We start from the raw sequence: 24,193 nt of genomic DNA, 5'->3' as shown, positions 1-24,193 counted from the left end.
TCTGGGCGAAGGATTAAAATAAATTGATTGATAATGATTATAAATTCATTTCCCAATATTGTCAAAGACATCCTCAGACCGTTGCCAAAAAATGATTATCCAGTTTTGAACAGCCGTCTTTATGTTGAGTGTTGGTTGGCATATGCCTTGGATAATAGCTTAACAAGTATGCGGGACTTATTTAAAAGATTAAACAATACGGGAATTGATGTAAGTATTTCAACATTTTCCAAGGCTAACACACATAGAAACCAAGAAATATTCCAAAATATTTATCATCAATTGAATCAATTAATCCAGAAAAAAGTCCAGAAAAAATTACATGACAAATATGCAATTTGTCCAATTGATTCAACAGTAATTACATTAACAAGCAAGTTGCTATGGGTTCTAGTAGTCTGTCAAAAATTGATTGACGGATAAAGGCGCTTCAGTTTAATCCGGGCATCGTCGGTAGTAAATTGCCAATCTACGGTAGAGGAGAGTTCATTTCTGCGTTTTTCCCAGGCAGCAATTTCCTGTTTCAAAACCTCTTTTTCAGCCATGCGTCGGTCAAGGCATTGTCGGTTTAAAACACTCAACTCAATTTCAGCCATGTTCAACCAAAGCTAATTCATATTCATTCAGTTTTTTAATAAATTCGCTACTTTCACCATATAAACTATCTGCTAATATTAATTCAATATTAATCCCCTCATTTATTAATTCTGTAATAATTTCTGATGCTAACTCTATTTTCGTTTTATATTTATCTCCTGATTTGAGCCTCCCCTTCGGTTTAAACACTTTGAAACTTAATGGAAATGTTATATTTTCATAAACTCCATAAGCATTGACTGACACTATTCCATTATCTATTTTTCCTACGCTCCCTAGATATTGTCTGGCAACATAATCTGTCTTTTTACCTTTTTTCCTATCTCCAGTTTCATCTATTACTACGGTTATCGCCTGACCATTTAATGCTTTCTTCAATTTATTTAATCTTCGGCTCTTTAATTTATTCGCTGACCAATCTGAATAGGCCATGAAATGATGTAATGACTGTGCCGAGTTTATACTTACTACTTTGGCTATTTCTGGTAATGATTTTCTTTTTATTGGTGAAATTATCCCTAAATGTAAATATTTGAAGCATTCATAATTTCTTACTTCTTTGAACAAGTCTTTATACTCTGCACAATATTCATCTACGAGCGCAACTGTTGGCTGGGCATCTCTTGCCAAATGTTTTAGGATTTGTAATTCTACATCCATTGTCCTGCTTACCTTCCAGAGTTTTTTCCTTTAATCCTTTTATTCAGAATACTCGGGAAGTGACAGAAGAGGGTTATATTTTGAAGATACATATTTAAGTAGTGGGTGTCAACACCCCTTTATCAGTCACAGATGAGACAGTAGATTTTGTAGAAGTTCGCCTAGAGGCGAACCAGCGCCGGCCATTCAATTTGGGGTTTGGAATGTTCACAAAACAAATCTCAAATCTGGAGACAAGACTGTCTGACAGCAGCGCTGGCTCATTCCTCCTTGCGACTTCTCTTAGCAACGCAGTAGCTCTTAACGCAGTGTCCTCTGGAGGGCGGCTTCTCGTAGAGTAGGGGCCTTCTCATAGGGTACGTAGCGAAACAAAGTACAGATGCGTAGATGAGCTGATGGTGGCTTTTCGTGGAGTAGAGTCAGTGGGGTTAAAGTGTAATTTGATAGATTTGCTACACAATTTCCGTTCACGTTCAGTATAGTTAAGACTTCACTCAACCACTGATGCTGAGGCCCCCTCATTTGATGGAGGTAAGCTAGGCAATTCTAGACAGTATCCAGCACCATACACTGTTTTGATATAGCGCGGGTGACGAGGGTCTGGTTCTAGTTTGGTTCTTAAGTGGCGGATATGCACGCGAATGGTTTCAATGTCATCATCTGGATCATATCCCCATACTTCTCGCAGAATTTCGCTGGGGGAAACTGTCTGACCATGACGTTGCAGCAAACAGTGGAGTAACTCAAATTCTAAGTGAGTTAATTTCACAGTTTCATTGAACCATATAGCCTCAAATCTTTCGGGGACAAGAGTTAAAGACCCATAGTTGAGAATTTCGCTATGTTTTGCTGCTTGGGGAATACGGTCAGTCCGCCGTAATAATGCCCGTACCCGCGCCAGCAACTCTTCTACTTCAAACGGCTTGGTGAGATAGTCATCGGCTCCAGCGTTGAAGCCTTCTACTTTATCCTGTGTTTGGCTAAGAGCAGTCAGCATCAGCACGGGAATCTCGGCTGTGCGGTCATCTCGGCGCAGGCGTTGGCAAACTGTAAATCCGTCTACTCTGGGCAACATCAGATCAAGCATGATCAAGTCAGGTTGTAGCTGGAGAGCTAGCGCTTGACCTTTGATACCGTCTTCCGCTTGGCTGACATCGTAGCCAGCCATTTCCAAGTTGACGGCAACAAGTTCTGAAATGGCTGGGTCATCGTCTATGACAAGAATCCTTGGCATTCTTAAAAAAAATATTACTACTGATTAAGGATAAATAAGAACCTTTGGTAGATACAAAGATTTCTGTCTTGATTATAAAAAAGATTTGAAACCTGACATAAACATTAAAACTGAAGGATGGTGTAATCAGAACTAAATTACCCGAAATTCGAGAAATGTTGTGTGACTCCGCCTACAATCCGGCTCGCTTTCTTAAAAATGGCATAGCAATGACTGTCTACACCTCTTTATGGGGAAGTCGTTATTGGCAAACAACAACTCCACATCCAGAACCGCAATACCATAAAACAGTTTTTATGGGCGCTCAGAGTGTGCCACTTTTTAGCTGGGTCGCCATCCCCGAAAATGCCCATAGTACAATTATCGGGACTTATGGCATTACAGGTGATCTGGAAGAAGAATGGTTTTTGCGACTCTTAGGGCGTAAAGCCTATGCCCAAGGATACGCTGTGGTGTTATTTGATTGGCGCGCCCACGGTAAAACAGCTGAATTATCTCCTACTTTGACCTCCGATGGCTTGTATGAAGGAGAAGATTTTGTGCGGATTGCGGCGGCTGCGGCGGCTATGGGATGCCCAAGTAAGTTTTGGTTTACTGGGTTTTCCTTAGGAGGACAATTAGCGTTATGGGGATTGAAAGCTGCTACGGATTTACCCAAAAGCCAGGAAAATTTAGGAATAAAAGATAGTGACATTGGTGGTGGCGTAGTCATTTGCCCAAGCTTGGATTCCATGCGATCGCTTGCTTATTTAGTTAGACAACCTGTGGGAAGATACTTAGAAAAGGCGATCGCCCGTAAATTAAAACAACTAGCATGGCGAATCCACGATGCTCATCCTGGCACAATTGACCCAGAAGCAATTAAACGAGCCAACAGTATCTGGGCTTTTGACCACGAACTTGTAATTAGCAGATTGGGTTTTCCCTCTGTGGAAGCATATTATGAAGCCAGCAGCGCCTTACAAATTTTGCCCCAGATATCAAAACCGACTTTAATTTTATATGCTGCCGATGACCCCTTGTTTCACCCAGATATCATCCCGGAGTTACAAGCAGCTTGCGCCAGTAATCCAGCACTAGATTTATTACTTACCAAGTATGGAGGTCATGTTGGTTATTTAAGTAGCAAAGAAGGTCAACTTCAAGCACAAGATCCTGATATCTGGTGGGCTTGGAATCGGACGTTACAGTGGTTAGAATACCAGCGACATCAATAACGGCTGTCTAGTTTCTTCTGTGTTGACGTTTTATCAGGATGAATAATGCTGCTGCACTCACACCTAAAATCCAGCCGCCGGTAGGTTCAGGGATGCTGGTTTTTAAGGGATTATTGGGTTTGGTGAGGGTTTCTTTACCATCTTCTATTTTGCGGTCAAAGCGATCGCTTGCGACTTCGGCTTCTTGGAGTAAGCGTCTTTGTTCATCGTTGACTAAGACCAACATGGAAGAATAAGGGCTAATGATCTCATATTTTTTGGCGATCGCGTGAATTGCATCTAAGCTATTAAGGTTGTCTAAGCTGATTTGTTTACTCAAGCCTAAAATTAATTGACGGGCGGCTATTGGTTGTAAATCGGCTGTTTGTTGAAGATTATTGACTTCTGCGGTTTTTTGCCGATACCAAGCATAATCATCTGCCACACTCACTACAGAGTCACCTAATGCTGTTTTTGTGGCAATTCTGCGTAATACCTCGGCGATATCTTCTGAAACTCCACCGCCACTATCTTGGATAGATTTGATGATTCCATCGTTGTAGGCTGCGGGTAAACCACCTAAATGCACCATCCATAAAGGTGCAGGTGAAACCACAACATTTTTATTCCGGCGTGACAACTCATAACTTCCCTCATCACTTACTAGTAACACTGCATCATAGGCTGTATCACCACGCAGTTGATTAAACTGTTCCAACATTTCTTGGGGTTGAATTGTCCCGTAAAAAATAGTTTTTTCGGCTTTGAATTGTTGGATATCATCTAGTCGTTGAGGTGCTGCACCTTTAGTAACACTGATGTATAAATCGGCATCATTATTAGTTAAATCTTTGTCTGCAAAACCGTGCTGTTGCAACCAATTCCCAGTTTGCGATAATTCCTTAATATGGTTACTCATACTGCGAGAAGTATCCAAAACTAAGGCGATACGTTGATTTTTAGGTAATGCGTAATCTTTTGGGGATAAAGGCTTAATGACGATGCTTTCGTCATTTTCTAAATTCACTTTATGTAATGCAGATTGTATCTTACCACTGGCGGGGATAAATGTTTCTAACCAAGCATCTGGTTTAAAGTTGATAACTTTACCGTTGCGGGTACGTTTAGTATCATTAGTCCAGAAAATATTGCGTTTTTCCCCTAAATCGGGCATCGCCCAACCTGTATCTTGACCCATCACCTGGTAAGTTAGCCATAGATGCATTTCTGTGGGGCGTGGTGCTTCTCCTGGGATTTGTTGCACATTATTGGGAGGAATGGGAAAAGCCCGTAGGCGATAATGTCTTGGCCCTACTTGTTCTAGTAAAGCTGGATCTACAGGACGTTCCCTTCTCACCTGAGAATTATAAACTTTCTGGGCAGCACCGCGAGGGGAAACCACAAAGGGAAAGCGTTGGGATAGTTGGTTATTATCTCCTAACCATAAACCTGTAATTACAGCGCTTTCAGGTAAAGAAAATGAGTAAAAAACTTCTTGAACTTCGAGAGTTTGGTTTTTGTAAACTTCGTATAATTCCACATCAGCCCAATCACCATGTTCTTTGACGGTAACTTGTTGTGATGCCAACCAAACCTTTTTTTCGTTGATATTTAATAAACCAGCTTTTACTTCTTGCTGGTTAAAAGTAGATTGTACAGCATGAGTTACTGCTGCTTTTTCAGCTTTTTGTAAGGGGGTATCAAAAAATTCAGCATAAAGTTTTTCGGCTTTGTCATCATCTTTTCCTGAACCTTGATATAAAAATGGTGACATCAAGAAGTTGTAGCCATTTTGAATGTTATTCGCTACAGATTTATCTAAGCCTAGTATTTGCTGATACATGGCACTAATATGATTATTTTCTTCTCTGCTACTAAGGTAACGATAGGAAGATAAATAAGCGTTGACTAAACCATCACGAATTATATTTGATTTATTGAGCAGAGTTTGGCGGGTTTGCTCAGTTTTGGGAGTATCAGCTAACAGCGAAAAAGCTAAAACTTGCGGCTGTTGTTGTAGGGATATAAAGCTAATCGCAAAGGCGATAAACACAGTACTAGCGCCAGCTAAAGTTTTTTTTCTTCCGTGATCTCTAGCAAAAGCTTGTAAAATTATAGCGCCCGAATGCATATACATCGCCGATAATAACGATGGCATCAAAATAAATAAAGTAGCACTAAAAACAAATAGAAATAGCGAAAGAACGAAAAACCATAAACTACTAATTAAAGAAATATCAGTCAATAAATACAATAAACTTTTTAGCCACTCAAATTTCAGAAACTCTTGAACTAAAAATACTGCTAAAGGCAAGATATAAAATACTAAAACCGCACTTGCATAGATACCGAACAATAGCATTAAACTGTGTAATACCATTTGTACCCATTGCAGAGCTTGTTTTTGTCTAGAGGCATAGCCAAAAAATAATTCTCCACAAAATGCCGCAATACATATACCCATTGTGGCAATAATTTGGGTACTGGCGGGTGTTAATTCCCGAATTACAAATAAACGCAACAAACACAACAAAAATAGTGGGGCTTCTACGCCATAAAATAAACGAATGAGTTGTAGGGGTTGTTTGCTGAAAAATTTACCCCCAATAATTGTAGAGACTGTTGGTATAGCAATTAAAGCAACTAAAGTGAGAGAAAATTCGACTGGGATATCACCTTGTAAGGTGCTTTGGAATAGCGGTACGGTTAGCCAAGGTAATATTCCAAAATAGACAAGTATTAAAAATGTTAAATTCCACAGCCAAAATATAGCGTAAAAAGTAGTATTCCAGAAAAATTTCACAGCCTTATCCTCTCTTACCAGTAGTCATTACTGCTGCTACAAAATTTAGATAGTATATTCCCAATGAATCATAGAAAAGTTACCAAAAAACTACAATTTTCCTAAAAACCCTCATATAAATTTATAATTCCCAAAAAACTGGCTAAAGTTGGCAAGACAAGACACTTAGAAAGATGAAGATTAGATGATAATTATTTTATGATCTCAAGTTGAGTTGTTACATAGATAAACCTAAGTGCTTATACCATTAACAATAAATTATTGATCACCTGGAAAATCAGAACATGAAGTTATGTATCTTTTTTGAGTTGCTCGCAAATTAGCTGGATATTAGTCATATAGGCGAGTTGTGGGATTTCTCTAACCAGGTATTAAACTTATCATTATCTACAGTTAATGTTGGTCTAATAAGTTCTCAGCGTAATGCCGAATATTTACGCAAGAGAGAGATCAACTTTATGCAATTTTCACGACGTAAATTTTTAACCCTGGCTGGCACAAGTGCCGCTACAGTGACTATGGTTTCACCCCTAGAGGCCTTTTATGCCAAGGTTGCCCGTGGTGAAATGCCTAATAGTACTGGTTACGGCCCGCTAGAAGATAAGCTACCTCTAAACGCTGGTGAACTTCCAGCTAATATCAGTGGCAGAAATGGGCAATTTATTTTGAAACTGCCTCGTGCTTTTAACTACACCGCGTTCTCAATTACTGGTGACCCAATGGATGACGGCTTTACTGTGCCATCTCTCCATGATGGTATGGCTTGTTTTCCAGGTGCTAATAATACATCAATCTTGGTTCGCAACCATGAAAATGGAGCTACTTCCGCAAATCCAGTTAGTGGCGACATCAGATACTCCACAGGCGCTCAAGGTGGAACCAGCACACTAGTAGTTGGAAATAACCGCAGACTCATCAAGCACTTTAACTCCATAGCTGGAACTATTCGTAACTGTGCAGGAGGGCCTACACCTTGGCGGTCATGGATTACCTGTGAGGAAACCTTCTCCATAACTACTAACTTGACTAGTGCTGGTATTCTTGAAGACAAGAAGCATGGTTATAACTTTGAAGTTGTAGCTGATCCCAATAGCGGTTTGGTGACTCCAGTTCCCCTAATTGAGATGGGACGCTTTAGCCATGAAGCTGTAGCTGTAGATCCCAAAACTGGTTATGTTTACGAAACCGAAGACCGTATTGATAGCTGTTTCTACAAGTTTGTACCTAACGTTAGACCTACTAAAGTAGGTGACTTGGCTAAAGGTGGTAGTCTCTACGCCTTAAAAGTTAGAGGTATGAACAATTTTGCTTTGAATACCACCAATAACTCTAATTTTGGTGGGCAGGAAGGATCAATTAAAGTTGGTCAAACCTTACCTGTAGAGTGGGTGAAAATTGATAATCCAGATCCAGAAGCAGAAAATGCCAGCGAAGGTGTTGGTGTGCGCTATGAAGCCCAAAGTAAAGGTGCAGCAACCTTCTTACGAGGTGAAGGTGCATGGTATGGTAACAATTTGGTATACTTTGTTGCGACTCAAGCAGGCCCTCCAGGTATTAATAAAACCAATGGTAGAGGTCATGGTCAGGTTTGGGCTTATAATCCTGCTACCGAAGAGTTAACCCTTGTCGTTGAAGCTTCTCCAACTGGGCAATTTTTGGATGATCCAGATAATATTACTGTTGCTCCTTGGGGTGACCTCTTCCTGTGCGAAGATGGTGGTGGAGTACAATATATTGTAGGTGTTAACCAAAAGGGTGAAGTATATCAGTTTGCCTTTAACAACTATAACAATAGTGAGTTTGCTGGTGCTTGTTTCTCCGCTGACGGTAGAACACTGTTTGTCAATATTCAGTCTCCAGGTATTACACTGGCTATTTGGGGCCCTTGGAATCGTCGAAGATAAAAACTGGGTTGTTTGAAATAAAACCCTGGAAGTAAGACAACTTAAAGTAAATATTTTATCAAAAACTTGAGCTGATTTTTGGCTCAGGTTTTTTGTTACAAGTAAAGAGAGGACTAAAGTCCTTACTACAAACTTATAAAGCTATCCCTTGAATAATCGACTTTTACTAAAGGAAAAATTACTAGCAAAGGTGAAGGAGATACGAACCGATGGTTCTCCTGTGACTGATTTGCAACTAGATAAAGCTGTAGCAGCAGAAATTGAGCAATTGACAACGGAACTCGAAGAACTAAATCCTCACCCTAAGCCTTTGCTCTACGCTACTTCGATGTTAGATGGCGCTTGGCAACTGCAATACTCTACAGCTAGAGAAATTCGGTCTTTAGATTCCCTACCATTGGGATTACAGTTGGCTCAAGTCTATCAAGTCATTGATGTTGCTAATAAAGGATTTTTTAATTTAGCTTTTGTTAAACATTATTTTGGGCTACTGTCAGGATATGTGAAAGTGACAGCTAGCTTTGCACCAGCTATTGATAATTCATCGCCGCTTCCCAACAAACGCCTCAATGTCAATTTTGACAAACGCTATCTGGCAATTGAGCAAATTATGGGGATTGATACTCCCCAATTTAATCCCTTTAAGGTAGTTACAGCTAATAATCCTCAAGGTAGAATCCCCACTCTTGATATTACTTATTTAGATGAAACTTTAAGAATTGGACGAGGAGGCGATCGCAGTCTATTTATTTTGAGTAAATCTGATAATTTTCAAGACGTTAGTAGCAATGTTACGCCTCCTCTGGGTTGAGTTGTCTTAACTCATCGGTGGTGTATGAACCAATGGGACTCCATAGCAGATAGGGGAGAAGTAAAAGTGTCGCTAGTTTGGAAATTGGTAAAACGCAGATTGCCAAGACAATACCCCCAATCAAACCAGTTAGCCCAATTATTTCTCCGGTTTTGAGACTGCGAAATCTCAGCATCAGAGGAATGTAGGAAACTGTGATAATTTCCAGTAAAAGGTACAAACCCATGATTAACCAGGTAATTGTACTTCCAGGATTTTTTTCCCAGACGATATAAGCTGAAGCTGCACCACAGATGAAAATCACAGTCCAAATAAGGGGAATCAATGGTTCAAATATTAACCATCGGGGACGACTTAATTGTGCAAACCATTTGACATCACGGGGTGTGATAAAAAAACTACCAATTGCTATTAAAAATGTTACAGCGCCAATCACCATCCAAGATGAAATCATAAATCATTCTTGATCAATTACTACTGTCAGTTTGGCAATTGATGGCGGTGGCTAGAATCATCCACTAGTCAGAATCTTAAATCAGACAATCTAATCTGTTTGCTGTAGTTTAATTCTTACTTGTGGGGGAGTGGGTTGGATTTGTTTCGCGCAAAGGACCAAAGGCGCAAAGGCGCAAAAGGAAATTAATTTTTTAATTTTTCACCCCGAATTGCATAATCTAACAACTCCATTGGGTGGATGACGGCAATTGTTTTACCTTGCAATTGTAAATGTTTGGTAATTTGCAATGTACAACCGGGATTAGCAGAAGCAATTAACTCTGCACCAGTGTTTAATAAATTTTGGACTTTTTGCCGACCTAATTCTTCGGACACTTCCGGTTGCAGCATATTATAAACACCCGCACTACCACAACATAAAGCTGCGTCTATGGGTTCGCTTAATTTTACTCCAGGAATTTGCCGTAACAGTTGACGTGGTTGGACACTAATCTTTTGTCCATGTAATAAATGACAAGCATCTTGATAAACTAAATTTAAAGGTTTATCTGTTAATGGTGATAGTTTAGCTGTTAATCCTACTGTTGCTAAAAACTCTTGAGCGTCTTTAACTTTAGCGGCAAATGCTTGGGCTTTTTCTCGATATTCTGGGTCATCTTCTAAGATGTGACCATATTCTTTTAAAGTATGACCACAACCAGCAGCATTGATAATCACAAAATCAACATCGGTATTGGCAAAACTATCAATCATTTGCCTAGCTAAAGCCTTGGCTTGTTCCGTTTGTCCTTGGTGTTCTGGAAGCGCCGCACAACAACCTTGAGATTTAGGAATTACAACTTCACAACCATTAGCCGTTAATACCCGCACCGTTGCTTCATTAATAGGCGAAAAAAATAACCGTTGCACACATCCTAAAATTACCCCGACGCGGTAGCGCTTCTCACCTTGGGGGGGAATTACATCTGGTAAATTATCTTGAAAAGATTTGAAAGTAATATTGGGTAGAATTGATTCCATTGCAGCCAATCGGGGAGATACTTTTTTAAGTAACCCTGTAGCCCGGACTAACTTTGGTAAACCTAACTTTTGATAAACCAACAAAGGAACCAGAAAAAATCGTAATAAATCAGGATTAGGAAACAAAGAAAATATCAGTTGGCGAATTAGCTTATCTGGCAAACTGCGGGGATAATTGCGTTCAATTTGGTGACGAGTAGCTGAAATTAACTTGTCATATTGCACACCAGAAGGGCAAGTACTCACACAAGCTAGACAACCCAAACAAGAATCAAAATGTTCTACAGTTGCCGTATTCAAAGCAATCTCACCCTCATTAATCGCATCCATCAAATAGATACGTCCTCTAGGCGAATCCATCTCTTTACCAATTACCCGATAACTCGGACAAGTGGAAAGACAAAACCCACAATGCACACAACTATCAATCAACTTCGGATCAGGCGGATGATTAACATCAAACCCCTTTAAATTTTTGATACTAGCCGTATTATTTACAGAATTATCAGAAACTTGCATATAAACTTTTTCCTTCTTCCTTCGCGTTCTTCGTACCTTTGTGGTAGCCTGCGGTCTACGTTTTTTCTTAATTCCTAAATCCCACCCACAAAACGACCAGGACTCAAAATATTTTTACTATCAAACTGCGCCTTAATTTGACGCATCACCTGCAAAGCATTACCAGTGTAGCCCCAAACATCAATCTCTTGTTTAACCGAATTTGGTGCTGTTAAAACACTCAAAAAACCTTTATTATTTTGCAAGCGATCGCGTATCTTTAAAACCTGGCTCAAACTCCCACACTGCAACCATCCCAAACCACTCGCATTGTGAATTAATCCCATTTCTGATTGATGCAAAACCTCCACAGCCGCAGTCGGTAATACTCCTATTTTGCAGGTAATTCCCGATTCTGTAACAGAATTATCCATTAATTCTCGCAATTCATGCCATAGAGAGCCTTCATCTTCTTCATGATAAATTGTCCCCACTAAACCCAACTTTTCGCCTACTGCCAATAATCGATTTGACTGTTCCTTAACACTTTCACTAATACTTTGAAAACGTACTATTAATCCCAATCCTGTATTCAAACCTAACTGAGAAACAAGTTGAGTGGATAGCAAATCAGCCTGAGTTGGTGTTAAAGCCGAATTTCGCAGAGTCGCCGCAACTTGGGAGATAGCCTCTGCTTTACCTGTCAGTACTACTGTACCAGAAGCTTCCGGTAGTGGATATACGCGAAAAGTTACTTGACTAATAACTCCTAATGTGCTGTAAGAGCCAGTAAATAACTTCATCAAGTCATATCCAGCAACATTTTTAACTACGCGTCCTCCAGCTTTGGCAATTTGTCCATCAGCACGGACAAAAGTCATACCTAATAGTTGGTCACGTACACTACCATAACGTTGTCTGAGGGAATTGGTATCACCTGTAGCGACAATACCGCCAATAGTTGCTAATTTTGGCTTGCAAGGGTCGAGGGCGAGAAATTGCCGCGATTTTGCCAAAATTGCCTGGAGATGAGAAAACTGCATCCCGGCTTCGACTGTGACAGTTAAATCACCAACGGCGTGTTCAATTAATTGATTAATGCGTTCTGTGCTAACTACAATATCAACGCCTTTGACTAAACCACCCCAGTTGATTTTACTGGTTTTACCACAGGGGAGAACACGCCAGTTGTGACGATGCGCTTCGGCAATGACTGCGGCTAGTTGTGCTTGGGTACGGGGATAGACAACACAACTGGGAGAATTTACAGATGCGATCGCCTCCGGTGCTGCGCTTTGCGCGATCGCTTGTTGGATATGTTGTCGCTGGCTGAGTTCGAGATTTTCCCAAGGATAGATAGCATTTTCTTCGTCGATAATAGATGCAAGACAAGAGGTGTAAAAGCTCGGCGGCTTGTCGTTAGACATCGCGTTCATCAGTTTCTGTTTTTTTAGTCGCTATATTTAATTTACGAGGATAATTGACAAAAATTCATGTATGAATAATAAACAGAAGGATATATTTTTTCAAATTCATCAAGGAATACCCAGAGAAGGCCCCGGCGATTTTGAATCCACAAAAAATGCTTTTTTAAAGATGGTTGATTTGCCACCACACCCTAAAATTATCGATATCGGTTGTGGCCCTGGTTTGCAAACTTTAGATTTAGCCAGCTTGACTAATGGCACAATTATTGCTGTAGATAATCATCTTTTGTATATAAATGAACTCAAACAAAAAATTATTCAGCAAGGGTTATCAGCACAAATTGAAGTTATAGAAGCTGATATGTTTTGCCTGAATTTTCCTGATGCAACTTTTGATGTTATTTGGTCGGAAGGTTCAATCTATATTATCGGGTTTGAAAATGGGCTAAAGCAGTGGCAACCTCTACTTAAACAAGGAGGATACTTAGCTGCTTCCGAAATTACATGGCTCAAACCCAATGCACCAAAAGAATTACAAGAATTTTGGCATACAGGTTATCCAGCCATGCAAGATATTCCAGGTAATTGCCAGATTATTCAAAATAGTGGCTACAAAATAATTGACTATTTTATCCTCCCAGAGTCGGCGTGGTGGAATCACTACTATCAACCCTTAGAAGCAAAATTGCAGATTTTCCAGAAACATTACCAAGCCGATTTAGAAATTATTGAAGTGTTGAATATGGTTCAACAAGAAATTGACCTTTATCGAAAATACTCGGAATATTATAGTTATGTATTCTATATTGTTCAAAAACAGGCAGCTTCCTAGCTGATACCGATTACTTATTTACCACTCCCCATTCCCTACTCCCTACTCCCATTCTTCGGTAGGATAGCTCCCATAGCCTCAACTGAGCTAAATCCTCAAATAACTAAGACCATGACAACATCCTCAATTCCTGCTCCCGAATCCTCCGTTAGCTGGCATCTCCTGCTGCAACAATTAATGGATGGTCAATCATTGTCCCGCTCTCAAGCCGCTGAATTGATGCAAGGGTGGTTGACTGAAGCGGTTCCACCAGAATTGTCAGGCGCAATTTTGACGGCGCTGAACTTGAAAGGTATTTCCGCTGACGAATTGACTGGGATGGCGGAAGTTTTACAATCCCAATCAAAACTAGGGACTGAGCAAGCACCTACCAAAACCTCGCTTCCCGTGGTGATCGATACCTGTGGTACTGGCGGCGATGGGTCATCAACTTTTAACATTTCTACAGCTGTTACCTTTGTGGCCGCAGCCTATGGTATACCTGTTGCCAAGCATGGTAATCGCTCGGCGTCAAGTCTGACAGGTAGTGCCGATGTATTGGAAGCCTTGGGAGTAAATCTTGGTGCTTCTAGTGAAAAGGTGCAAGCTGCATTACACGAAGTCGGTGTTACCTTCTTGTTTGCCCCTGGTTGGCATCCAGCGATGAAAGCTGTGGCTCCTTTGCGACGCACGTTGAAAGTGCGAACAGTATTTAATTTACTAGGGCCATTAGTCAACCCGTTATATCCCACTGGACAAGTTGTTGGTTTATTTACACCCCAACTTTTAACCACTGTGGCCCAAGCATTAAACAACTTAGGCAAACAAAAAGCCATAGTTTTACATGGACGAGAAAGACTTGATGAAGTTGGTTTGGGAGATTTAACTGACTTGGCGGTGTTATCTGGTGGTGAAGTGCAGTTAACTACTGTGAATCCCCAAGAAGTAGGTGCAACACCAGCTACCATCGGCACACTTAAAGGTGGAGATGTCCAAGAAAACGCCGTGATTCTGCAAGCAGTGCTGCAAGGTAAGGGGACTCAAGCACAACAAGACGCAGTAGCCATAAATGCTTCTTTGGCACTACAAGTAGCAGGTGCAATTCCATTATTAGACCATGCCCAAGGTTTCCGTGTGGCTAAGGAAATTCTTCATAGTGGTTCTCCCTGGGAAAAACTGGAACAGCTAGTTCAGTTCCTACAGAATTAATTTCTGAGTGTGATTGTGGACGAAATTCTACTACATCGCGTCTGATGGTGACATCGTAGTTGCCGAAGAAATCGTGTCCTAACAGCCCAGTTTCTAATTCCGCACCAGCGATCGCTACTGCTACTCTGTTAATCATCACCCCAGCAACTGCCATTGAATCAACATAGCCAATGGGAAATTCCACCGCCCTAGCACTGGCAGTATTGGCCTTGGCTACCCCTACTGGCGATACTCCCAAGGCATTGGCCATTTTTTGGGTGATCACAGTGCCACTAGCTCCTGTATCGACAATCATCTCGAATTGCTGCTGATTGTTGAAAGTAACTTCCACAATGGGCGTGCCACCAATTCGCCGTTTAATGGGAGCAATAAATACTTTTTTTTCTGGGGCAATTAATGCGGATGTTGGCAAAACTGGTTTTACTTCTGGCTGTTTGATAGCTGCGGGCGGTGTCAGGGAAGGCTGAGGCTTGTTTTTAGGTTGTTGAGGAACGGCAACTACGATACTTTGATTATCTACTTTGGGTGTCGATACAGGGCGCGGTGTAGCTTTTTGCCGGGCATTTTGCATCTGGCCCCGGTATTCGGAAATTTTGGTTTGGGCAGTAGCAAACTCTGGACTTTGTTGCGGCACTTTTTCCATGAAGGCGATCGCCTCTTGCAATTGACCTGCCACCAAATTCCAATCATCTGACGATTGAGCAGATTGGCTGATTCTCCAAGCCCCTACAGCTTTATCTAGCCCCATTTCAAAAGAACTGATTTCTGAGTCTACAGGCTTTATGGCGGCTGGAATAGCTGGCGATGTTGCTGTTTCAATAGTCGGCGACACTACCAGGTTGTCAGTTACTACAGAATTTTGACTGCTAATGTTCCCAGCCGTTTGTTTTTCTTCATTACAAGCAGCACCCAAAACTGCAAGAGTGCTGGACAAAAAAATCAGGGTTGCACGAGATAAAAAAGACTGAAGCATAATTAACTTCAATTCAACTTGCCTAAGGGACTGGAAAGCTACTTTGGCCACTGGCTCCCCTTCTAACATTGTATCTGCTGTATTTTTAATTTTTAATTTTTAATTAATTTCTCTACAAAATTCCTTATGGAAATGGGCAACAATTTGGAAACTGCTCATAGATGATAAAATTGGCGATGGCAATAAACCAATCACTGCGTTGTTAACCAGTTGGCAGATACTTCGTTCTTTGGGAGTAATTAACACAATGTAGGGGTTTAAGTCCCCGGCTTCTATCAAGCCGCAAGTGTTGTGGCGGTGTCTAAATCCACGTTACAACACGTAATTGCGAATTGCGAATTGCGAATTGCTTTAACACTCGCAGTATTCACTAAACTGGGGATGAAAGACTGCTCACTGTTAACCTTTGACTAGTGATTGTGATGGCAAAAGGCTAGGAGTAGGGCCAAAGAAACTTAACCCATGCCCAATCCCCAGTACCCAGTACCTAAACCTTTATTTGAATTACTTATGCCCCTGTCTGATACAACACCTGCTTTACTTGTCTTGGCAGATGGAACCACTTATCGCGGTTGGTCTTTTGGTGCCACAGGAACCACCATCGGAGAAGTGGTATTCAACACTGGCATGACTGGATATCAAGAAGTTCTGACTGACCCTAGTTACCGTGGTCAAATTATCATTTTTACTTATCCTGAATTGGGAAATACTGGGATCAACGCCGAAGACGAGGAATCAGATCGACCACAAGTGCAAGGAGCGATCGCCCGCAATATTTGTCACCGACCAAGTAACTGGCGATCAACACAATCCTTACCCGATTACCTCAACCAGCACCAAATCCCAGGTATTTACGGCATCGATACCCGCGCCCTCACGCGTAAAATTCGGATGTTTGGAGCCATGAATGGTGGCATTTCTACAGAAATTCTGGATGAAGCAGAATTATTAGAGCAGGTACAAGCCGCTCCCAGCATGGCTGGTGCCAATTTGGTGCGGGGAGTTACCACTTCTCAGGCTTATGAATGGTCAGATCCGACAATTCCCGCCTGGGAATTTAACTCAGAAGCTATAGGAAATCAGGGAGAATCTTTCACGGTTGTCGCCCTTGATTTTGGTGTAAAACGCAATATCTTGCGTCGTTTAGCCAGTTACGGTTGCCGCGTGGTGGTTGTACCGGCCCATACTCCACCAGAAGAGATACTCAAATACAACCCAGACGGCATTTTTCTTTCTAACGGGCCCGGTGATCCCGCCGCAGTTACTGAAGGTATTGAAACTACCAAAGCATTGTTATCAAGTCAAAAACCCATGTTTGGTATTTGTATGGGGCATCAAATTTTAGGTCACGCCCTGGGAGCAGAAACCTATAAATTAAAATTTGGTCATCGTGGTTTAAATCAGCCCGCCGGACTACAACAAAGGATAGAAATCACTAGTCAAAACCATAGTTTTGCTATTGACCCAGATTCCTTACCTAACGGAATTGTAGACATTAGCCACCTCAACCTCAACGATCGCACTGTTGCTGGGGTACGTCATAAATCGTTGCCCATCTTCTCTGTCCAGTATCACCCAGAAGCTAGCCCTGGCCCTCATGATGCTGATTACCTATTTGAGCAATTCGTCCAAGCCATGCGAACGGCAAGGTTAGGGAGTGGGGAATAGGGAGTTGGGAGTTGGGAGTTGGGAGTAGGCTGCGCCGTGAGCGTAGTCGTTAGTGTAGCTTCCCGAAGGGTACGGGAGTAGGGGATAAAAATTTCTCTTTCTTCTCGTCTCCCCATCCCTGTAGATTGTAGACAAATTGTGCTAAAACCATCTATACTGGAGCGTTCACTTTAACCATGAGGAGGGAATTATTGCTGAGCCACTGAATCTAACCGTGAGCCTGAGAGGCACTCGTGAAGCCCGGGATAACTGTCAGCTATTCCGCCTCACAGGTTTGTTAGACGCATTTTCTGAGCCGACCTTTCGCAAGGTACTTGGCAATAAAATTGATGAAGGTCCAAAGCATATTATCCTGGATCTCTCACAAATTGACTTTGTTGATAGCTCCGGCTTGGGCGCTCTGGTGCAGCTAGCCAAACAAGCGCAAACTGCCGGCGGCACCTTGCAAATAGTCACTAATGCTCGAGTAACTCAAACGGTCAAGCTTGTTCGCTTAGAGAAGTTTCTATCCCTACAAACCTCAGTTGATGCGGCTCTAGAAAATATCAAGTAGTCTTGATCGCTTGATTACACAGATACACTCAGCTGTCCGATTTGTTATCTGGGTAGCTTAATTTTTAGTTACGCTGACAAAAAACCTCTCTCCTTGTGAGAGAGGTTCACAAATTTGAGTAGTTCTCAACCGTAATTAATAAAAAATCTCAAATATAAGCAATAACTCTTCAATATCAACCAGCAATTAAAAAGTTAAAATTAGTAAGCAATATTGAACTATTTTGATTATGCTAGGTATACTAGCGTGGCTTGCCCAAGGAAAAATAAATTTCTCACTAGATGCCTGCCAACCATAGCCCATTAAGGAATAATGAATTTGTGACATTCAAGGAGGAAGAGCTATTCGATGGGCAAGATGAAAGTCATACGTCGGATTCATCTTGGAATCAATTACTGTTGGCAGCCGCAGGGCCATTGGCCTTAAAGATTTCTCCGTCACAAATACAACAGCTTTCTCCATCAGCTTTAGCTTATTTAGGCGACGCAATTTATGAATTGTATGTTAGGATGTTCTATCTGCTGCCAATGCAGCAAACCAAAATTTACCATCGTTTGGTAGTGGCACAGGTAAGAGCCGAAACACAAGCGCTATATTTGCGATCGCTCACTCCTCATCTGAGGACTGCCGAATTAGAAATTGTCCGGCGGGGTCGTAACGCCGCCTCAGGGCGTCCTAAGCGGGTTGATCCCGAAATCTACCAACAGGCTACGAGTTTAGAGACTTTAATTGGCTACTTGTATCTTACTGATTACCCACGCTTGACCGAATTATTGCAAAAACTCCATCTAGAGAACTCATAAGCAATTCAATCTCATGATAGGAATATCAGGGCTTTAGTTTCGGTAAATTCAAAGCAGCAAAATTTTCACCCATAAAATATATCCACAACTCATAATGACTAGTAAACCCAGGAAAATCCAGACTCCTAGCGAACCCAATCGTGGGCAGCCTGTGAAACTCAAAGGCAAGCGTGTAATTACTACTAAATCTATTCGTAGTCCTCGAAATGGGGACAGAGACAGAGACAGGGATAGCAACAGCAACCCGATATCCAGTAACTCCCGTCCACATCATAATTTTTCCCCTTCCGCTCCATCTCCTAAACAAACAGAAGATAGCGATCTCATCTATGGTCGTCATCCTGTCTTAAGTGCTTTGGAAAGTCAACGGGGACTGAACCGCCTTTGGATTACTACTCGTCTGCGTTATGACCATCGCTTTCACCATTTAATCCTGCAAGCTAAGGAACATGGCACAGTTATTGATGAAGTAGAACCCAGGCGTTTAGACCAAATTACTGATGGGGCGAATCATCAAGGTATAGCCGCACAAATTGCCCCCTACACCTATATCGAATTACCAGATCTGATTGAACAGGCGCAGTCTGTGGCTGATCCCGTAATTGTAGTAGCTGATGGGATCACAGATCCCCACAACTTAGGAGCAATTATTCGCACAGCTGAAGCAATCGGCGCTCAAGGATTGGTGATTCCTCAACGCAGAGCATCTGGTATTACTTCTACTGTGGTAAAAGTGGCAGCAGGTGCTTTAGAAAACTTTCCTGTCGCAAGGGTGATTAATCTCAGCCGATCTCTAGAAGAATTGAAAGCAGCTGGTTTTTGGATTTATGGTACGGCTGCCAGCGGTAGTGAACCCCTGCATACAGTCAATTTTAGTGGGCCTATCGTTCTCGTGGTCGGCTCTGAAGGTGAGGGTCTAAGTATGTTAACACAGCGCTCTTGCGATGTTTTAGTCTCTATACCCCTGTTAGGTAAAACTCCCAGCCTCAATGCATCAGTAGCCTCAGGTATGGCACTTTATGAAATTTATCGCCAACGGTCGGTAAACACGTTGTATCTAGATAAATTACACAAACCTCTTTAAAAATTAAGAGGAAAAGAGTATAAAGAAATGTAAAAGAAAAAATATCACCATATCCTTTCCTTTAACATTCAGTACCACATTGATAAATCGGCGACAACTATGAAAACGATTTGGGATAACTTTAAGGAATCATTGATTAACACATTTCACCAACTAGGTTTAGCTTGGTGGGTAGAAATCGTGACGCAAAATCCCCGTTGTACTTACTACTTCGGGCCGTTTTTCACTTCTGCTGATGCCAAAGTAGCGATAAAAGGCTACGTAGAAGATTTGGAAGTCGAAGGGGCGCAAGGAATAGTTGTAAATGTGAAGCGCTGTAAACCGGGTAATTTAACGATAGCTGAAGACTTGGGGGAAAGGATTGACCTCAAAGTAAAGCCAGCCTTTGGCGGTCAGATATAATCCCAATTACTAGGCTCCCATAGTTCCCAGGGTCAGCTGAGGAACTATGGTCAAAATCTGAAATTCTCCGGTTTTCTTCCATCTACTTTTAACATCAGTTCCGTGCATCAACTTTCATCGGCGGTTAGTAGTTAATTTTTTGGCTGTTTACCAAAAGTTAATTTTGACCGCCTAACAATATTGGAACATAAAAGTTTCGGTGACAGTATATAGATGTTCATTCAAATGAGATAGTGCGGACTCAGCGATCGCCTGAGGTACGCCACCATAAAATGCTTGGGCTATGCTACCTGCAATACAACTTACAGTGTCACTGTCACCACCAATTGATACAGCATTTCTCACAGCATCTTCAAAACTAGTGGATTCCAAAAAAGCTATAATTGCTTGGGGTACAGAACCCGGACAAGTTGAATCGTATTGATAAGTCGGCCTAATTTGCTCTAGGGTTAGCTCTAGGTTATAGCCAAAAGTATTTTGAATATAAGATTTAATCTGAGCTTTATCATGACCTGTACGTGCTAAAAAAATAGCCGTAGCTGTTGCTTGAGCGCCTTTGATCCCTTCTGGATGGTTATGGGTCACTTCAGCACTGTGCTGGGCTTCCCGTAACACAGTATCTAAGTCATTAAAAGCATATCCAATGGGACTTACTCGCATGGCTGCACCGTTACCCAGACTGTTATATGGTTGGCGACTGTTCGAGTTAGCCCACTCTCGAAAATTACGTCCGTAACCTGCATAGGGATAGCGACGGTAGTATAACTTTAATTGGTCAATATATTGGTTGTTGTCTGGGGATTGGTCGGCATTGAGAATTACATCTGCCACTGCCACAGTCAAAACTGTATCGTCAGTAAAGCGGCATTCTCTGTTAAAAAGTGGAAAATCTTTCGTTTTGAAATTTTTTCCCTCATATACCGAACCAATAATGTCACCTGCGATCGCTCCTAGCATACTTAACTTTTTTAGTTGTAATATTTAGGTTTAAATTTCTAGGCATACTAATATGTGATCAATCAATTGGTACGCCTGCAAGCGATCGTTTGCTTGTATCTATTATTAGATTACCTTTTGTTTGCTATCCTTGTAAATTCCCTGAGTCAATAGGTGTAATCTATACTTGTATTTTATTTGCTTGGACAACAAAAAAATATATTTAAGCAATACAGGATTAAGCATCTGTCATAGTATTCAACCCGAACAAGCGCTGGCGAACATTGCATTTATTATTGGGGCGCAAACATAGCATCAGGGACTACCAAAGCAAAAAATATTCAATTACTTTCTCTTTGAGTTCCAGAATTTGTACCTTTTGGTATATGACTGGTGATGGTGAAAATCTAAAATAGGAGCTATGGCAAGAATCCTAATTATTATTGTTAACCACAGATAAAAGTATCTGAAGGTATTTCTACATGACATACCCATCAGTTTATCTGTGGTTTTCTTGCGAGAATGTCTAGAACTGCAAATTGCTAACTTGAAGATACAAGCAGGTTATTAACATTCAAGTGCTATCTTAAAACCAGGGTAATTGGCTGAAGTTAGGGGAAAATTCTATGACTACAACACTCTTAGAGGCTAATTCTATCGAGTCATTGTTGGGGAAAGAGGCAGAACATCTACTTACCCACAAGGCTAAAGTTTCTCAAGATTTACTACATCTACCAGGATCAGATTTTATAGATCGAGTTTGGATAAATAGCGATCGCAATCCTCAAGTATTGCGTAATCTCCAGCAACTTTACTCTACCGGTCGTCTGGCGAATACAGGCTATTTGTCCATATTACCAGTAGACCAAGGTATTGAACATTCGGCTGGTGCTTCGTTTGCGCCTAATCCTATTTATTTTGATCCCGAAAATATCGTCAGACTGGCAATAGCTGGAGATTGTAATGCTGTCGCTACAACTTTAGGTGTATTGGGCAGCGTTTCCCGTAAATATGCCCACAAAATTCCCTTTATTGCTAAAATCAATCACAACGAACTACTCACTTTTCCCAATCAATATGACCAACTCTTGTTTGCTGATGTCGAACAAGCTTGGAATTTAGGTGCAGTAGCAGTAGGTGCAACAATTTACTTTGGTTCAGAGCAATCTGCAAGGCAAATTCAAGAAGTAAGCCAAGCCTTCAAATACGCCCACGAACTGGGTTTGGTGACTATTCTTTGGTGCTATCTGCGTAACAGTGCTTTTAAACAAGACCAAGATTATCACGTTGCGGCTGACCTCACCGGACAAGCAAATCATTTGGGTGTCAGCATTGAAGCTGACATTATTAAACAAAAATTACCCGAATGCAATAATGGTTACGGTGCTATAGCCAAAGCCACTGGTAAGAGTTACGGAAAAACTGATGAACGGGTGTACACAGACTTAACAAGTGATCATCCAATTGATTTGACTCGTTATCAAGTACTGAATTGCTATTGTGGACGCGCTGGGTTAATTAATTCTGGTGGTGCATCTGGTAAAGATGACTTTGCTGAAGCTATTCGCACTGCTGTGATTAACAAACGCGCTGGCGGTACAGGGTTAATTTCGGGACGCAAGACCTTTCAACGTCCTTTTGACGAAGGTGTGAAACTATTTCACGCCATTCAGGATGTTTACCTGTCACCAGATGTCACCATAGCCTAGAAGGAATATAAAAAGGCAAATCCAGTTAAGGAATGTAAGATATCCTTAGATAAGTGAGAGATTTGCCAAATAAATTAAGAATGAAGCTGGCAGCACGAGTAAGTAAAGTCACGCCTTCTTTAACCTTAGCGATCGCAGCTAAAGCTAAGGCCATGAAGGCAGATGGTATAGACGTTTGTAGTTTTAGCGCTGGAGAACCAGATTTTGATACTCCAGCCCACATCAAAGCCGCAGCCGCGAAAGCTTTGGATGAAGGCAAAACCAAATATGGCCCAGCAGCTGGAGAACCAAAGTTAAGGGAAGCGATCGCCCACAAGCTGAAAACTGATAACGGTCTTGATTACAAGTCAGAGAATGTCATTGTCACTAACGGTGGTAAGCATTCTCTGTATAATTTGATGGTAGCGCTGATTGATCCCGGTGATGAGGTGATTATCCCCGCACCCTATTGGTTAAGTTATCCCGAAATGGTGACTTTGGTAGGGGGCGTACCAGTGATTATTACCACAGATGCGGCAACGGATTATAAAATTACTCCCGAACAGCTACGTCAAGCAATTACGCCCAGAACAAAGTTATTTATCCTCAACTCTCCATCTAATCCTACGGGAATGGTGTACACGCCAGAAGAAATTAAAGCGCTGGCGCAAGTAGTAGTTGATGCAGATATCTTTGTGGTTTCTGATGAGATTTACGAAAAGATTCTCTACGACGGTGCTGAACATATCAGCATTGGTTCTGTAGGTAAGGAAATTTTTGACCGTACCTTAATTAGTAATGGGTTTGCCAAAGCTTACTCAATGACGGGGTGGCGACTGGGTTATTTAGCAGGGCCAGTGGAAATTATTAAAGCTGCCAGTACCATTCAAGGGCATAGTACATCGAATGTGTGTACCTTTGCTCAATATGGTGCGATCGCTGCTTTGGAAAGTTCCCAAGATTGTGTAGAAGAAATGCGCCAAGCTTTCGCTAAACGGCGACAAGTAATGTTAGATAGACTCAATGCTATTCCGGGATTGAGTTGTGCTAAACCTAATGGGGCTTTTTATCTATTTCCTGATATCAGTCAAACAGGTCTGAAATCCCTCGAATTTTGTAACGCCTTGTTGGAAAAGCATCAAGTGGCAGTCATTCCCGGCATTGCCTTTGGTGCTGATCAAAACATTCGCCTTTCTTATGCTACCGACATGGCAACCATTGAAAAAGGCATGGATCGATTAGAGAAATTCGTACAATCACGGATTTAGCTATTTATCAATCCTCAATAATCTTAGGGTCTGGCTGATATTCAGACCCTGATTTTTTATATCTGTCAAAAAAGCAGCTTCAAGAGAAATAAAGTTTATTTGATAGCGACTGTAACAGTATCAGTATTTTGTCGGTTGCCTTAACGGGTGACAAGAAGGCTAAACAGCTTGTTTAATAAGGGATAGAGCCTG

At 41.4% G+C, this 24,193-nt stretch carries 19 protein-coding genes and 3 pseudogenes; 13 read left to right on the top strand and 9 right to left on the bottom strand.

The genetic code is table 11. The annotated features are described in order from the left end of the window. Positions 1–33: 33 nt before the first annotated feature. Positions 34–393 (top strand): annotated as a pseudogene (locus ACM0OS_RS09820) (IS4 family transposase); the annotation flags it as partial. An 8-nt stretch (positions 394–401) separates the two neighbouring features. On the opposite strand, the pseudogene ACM0OS_RS09815 reads toward ACM0OS_RS09820, so the two are convergent. From ACM0OS_RS09815 to ACM0OS_RS09805, 3 genes and pseudogenes are all read right to left on the bottom strand, one after another. Beyond that, positions 402–605: pseudogene (locus tag ACM0OS_RS09815) on the bottom strand (IS630 family transposase); the annotation flags it as partial. Further along, positions 601–1,257: pseudogene (locus tag ACM0OS_RS09810) on the bottom strand (IS701 family transposase); the annotation flags it as partial. The pseudogenes ACM0OS_RS09810 and ACM0OS_RS09815, both read right to left, overlap by 5 nt. A gap of 490 nt (positions 1,258–1,747) precedes the next feature. Continuing rightward, the gene (locus tag ACM0OS_RS09805) at positions 1,748–2,491 is read right to left on the bottom strand and encodes a response regulator transcription factor (RefSeq protein WP_414542993.1); all 744 of its coding nucleotides are present in this window, start codon (positions 2,489–2,491) and stop codon (positions 1,748–1,750) included. 155 nt (positions 2,492–2,646) lie between these two features. Between ACM0OS_RS09805 and ACM0OS_RS09800 the strand changes: the two genes are divergently transcribed. Continuing rightward, positions 2,647–3,708: a YheT family hydrolase gene (locus ACM0OS_RS09800; protein ID WP_414542992.1), complete on the top strand. Its 1,062-nt coding sequence runs from the start codon at positions 2,647–2,649 to the stop codon at positions 3,706–3,708. A 7-nt stretch (positions 3,709–3,715) separates the two neighbouring features. On the opposite strand, the gene ACM0OS_RS09795 is transcribed toward ACM0OS_RS09800, so the two are convergent. Next, the gene (locus tag ACM0OS_RS09795) at positions 3,716–6,490 is read right to left on the bottom strand and encodes a TIGR02921 family PEP-CTERM protein (RefSeq protein WP_414542991.1); all 2,775 of its coding nucleotides are present in this window, start codon (positions 6,488–6,490) and stop codon (positions 3,716–3,718) included. A gap of 458 nt (positions 6,491–6,948) precedes the next feature. Between ACM0OS_RS09795 and ACM0OS_RS09790 the strand changes: the two genes are divergently transcribed. Further along, a complete protein-coding gene (locus tag ACM0OS_RS09790; RefSeq protein WP_414542990.1) occupies positions 6,949–8,394 on the top strand; it encodes an alkaline phosphatase PhoX in 1,446 nt (481 codons plus the stop codon). A 148-nt stretch (positions 8,395–8,542) separates the two neighbouring features. Next, positions 8,543–9,205, top strand: coding sequence for a PAP/fibrillin family protein (locus ACM0OS_RS09785; RefSeq protein WP_414542989.1), 663 nt, complete (start codon positions 8,543–8,545; stop codon positions 9,203–9,205). On the opposite strand, the gene ACM0OS_RS09780 is transcribed toward ACM0OS_RS09785, so the two are convergent. From ACM0OS_RS09780 to ACM0OS_RS09770, 3 genes are all read right to left on the bottom strand, one after another. Then, positions 9,186–9,659 carry a TspO/MBR family protein gene (locus tag ACM0OS_RS09780; protein ID WP_414542988.1) on the bottom strand — a complete coding sequence of 158 codons (474 nt, stop codon included), beginning with the start codon at positions 9,657–9,659 and terminating at the stop codon, positions 9,186–9,188. The genes ACM0OS_RS09785 and ACM0OS_RS09780 overlap by 20 nt on opposite strands. A 185-nt stretch (positions 9,660–9,844) precedes the next feature. Then, a complete protein-coding gene (locus ACM0OS_RS09775; RefSeq protein WP_414542987.1) occupies positions 9,845–11,200 on the bottom strand; it encodes a (Fe-S)-binding protein in 1,356 nt (451 codons plus the stop codon). Positions 11,201–11,274: 74 nt separating this feature from the next. Further along, positions 11,275–12,615 carry an FAD-binding oxidoreductase gene (locus tag ACM0OS_RS09770; RefSeq protein WP_414542986.1) on the bottom strand — a complete coding sequence of 447 codons (1,341 nt, stop codon included), beginning with the start codon at positions 12,613–12,615 and terminating at the stop codon, positions 11,275–11,277. Between the two features lie 61 nt (positions 12,616–12,676). Between ACM0OS_RS09770 and ACM0OS_RS09765 the strand changes: the two genes are divergently transcribed. Both ACM0OS_RS09765 and trpD read left to right on the top strand, forming a co-directional pair. Beyond that, positions 12,677–13,438, top strand: a complete 762-nt coding sequence (locus tag ACM0OS_RS09765; protein WP_414542985.1) for a class I SAM-dependent methyltransferase — start codon at positions 12,677–12,679, stop codon at positions 13,436–13,438. A 111-nt stretch (positions 13,439–13,549) separates the two neighbouring features. Continuing rightward, the gene (trpD, locus tag ACM0OS_RS09760; protein ID WP_414542984.1) at positions 13,550–14,626 is read left to right on the top strand and encodes an anthranilate phosphoribosyltransferase; all 1,077 of its coding nucleotides are present in this window, start codon (positions 13,550–13,552) and stop codon (positions 14,624–14,626) included. Here trpD and ACM0OS_RS09755 read toward each other — a convergent pair. Then, positions 14,556–15,599, bottom strand: a complete 1,044-nt coding sequence (locus ACM0OS_RS09755) for a TIGR02281 family clan AA aspartic protease (protein ID WP_414542983.1) — start codon at positions 15,597–15,599, stop codon at positions 14,556–14,558. The genes trpD and ACM0OS_RS09755 overlap by 71 nt on opposite strands. A 510-nt stretch (positions 15,600–16,109) precedes the next feature. Here ACM0OS_RS09755 and carA point away from each other — a divergent pair. The 5 genes from carA (at position 16,110) to ACM0OS_RS09730 (ending at position 20,109) form a co-directional block, all read left to right on the top strand. Further along, positions 16,110–17,267: a glutamine-hydrolyzing carbamoyl-phosphate synthase small subunit gene (gene carA, locus ACM0OS_RS09750; RefSeq protein WP_414543031.1), complete on the top strand. Its 1,158-nt coding sequence runs from the start codon at positions 16,110–16,112 to the stop codon at positions 17,265–17,267. Between the two features lie 187 nt (positions 17,268–17,454). Further along, positions 17,455–17,820 (top strand): STAS domain-containing protein, encoded by a 366-nt coding sequence (locus ACM0OS_RS09745; protein ID WP_414543030.1) that lies wholly within the window; start codon positions 17,455–17,457, stop codon positions 17,818–17,820. Between the two features lie 320 nt (positions 17,821–18,140). Next, positions 18,141–18,623 carry a Mini-ribonuclease 3 gene (locus ACM0OS_RS09740; RefSeq protein ID WP_414542982.1) on the top strand — a complete coding sequence of 161 codons (483 nt, stop codon included), beginning with the start codon at positions 18,141–18,143 and terminating at the stop codon, positions 18,621–18,623. Between the two features lie 94 nt (positions 18,624–18,717). Next, positions 18,718–19,707: a 23S rRNA (guanosine(2251)-2'-O)-methyltransferase RlmB gene (gene rlmB / locus ACM0OS_RS09735; protein ID WP_414542981.1), complete on the top strand. Its 990-nt coding sequence runs from the start codon at positions 18,718–18,720 to the stop codon at positions 19,705–19,707. 99 nt (positions 19,708–19,806) lie between these two features. Next, complete coding sequence (locus ACM0OS_RS09730) at positions 19,807–20,109, top strand: DUF1816 domain-containing protein (protein ID WP_414542980.1); 303 nt, start codon at positions 19,807–19,809, stop codon at positions 20,107–20,109. 171 nt (positions 20,110–20,280) lie between these two features. On the opposite strand, the gene ACM0OS_RS09725 is transcribed toward ACM0OS_RS09730, so the two are convergent. Then, positions 20,281–21,066 (bottom strand): ADP-ribosylglycohydrolase family protein, encoded by a 786-nt coding sequence (locus ACM0OS_RS09725; protein WP_414542979.1) that lies wholly within the window; start codon positions 21,064–21,066, stop codon positions 20,281–20,283. A 605-nt stretch (positions 21,067–21,671) separates the two neighbouring features. On the opposite strand from ACM0OS_RS09725, the gene ACM0OS_RS09720 reads away from it, so the two are divergent. Continuing rightward, complete coding sequence (locus tag ACM0OS_RS09720) at positions 21,672–22,754, top strand: class I fructose-bisphosphate aldolase (protein WP_414542978.1); 1,083 nt, start codon at positions 21,672–21,674, stop codon at positions 22,752–22,754. An 80-nt stretch (positions 22,755–22,834) separates the two neighbouring features. Then, positions 22,835–24,001, top strand: coding sequence for a pyridoxal phosphate-dependent aminotransferase (locus ACM0OS_RS09715; protein WP_414542977.1), 1,167 nt, complete (start codon positions 22,835–22,837; stop codon positions 23,999–24,001). The last annotated feature ends 192 nt before the right edge of the window (positions 24,002–24,193 follow it).

The organism is Nostoc sp. CCY0012 (assembly GCF_963920855.1).
Lineage (GTDB): Bacteria > Cyanobacteriota > Cyanobacteriia > Cyanobacteriales > Nostocaceae > Cyanocohniella.
This window is presented reverse-complemented; position numbering and strand designations above follow the sequence as displayed.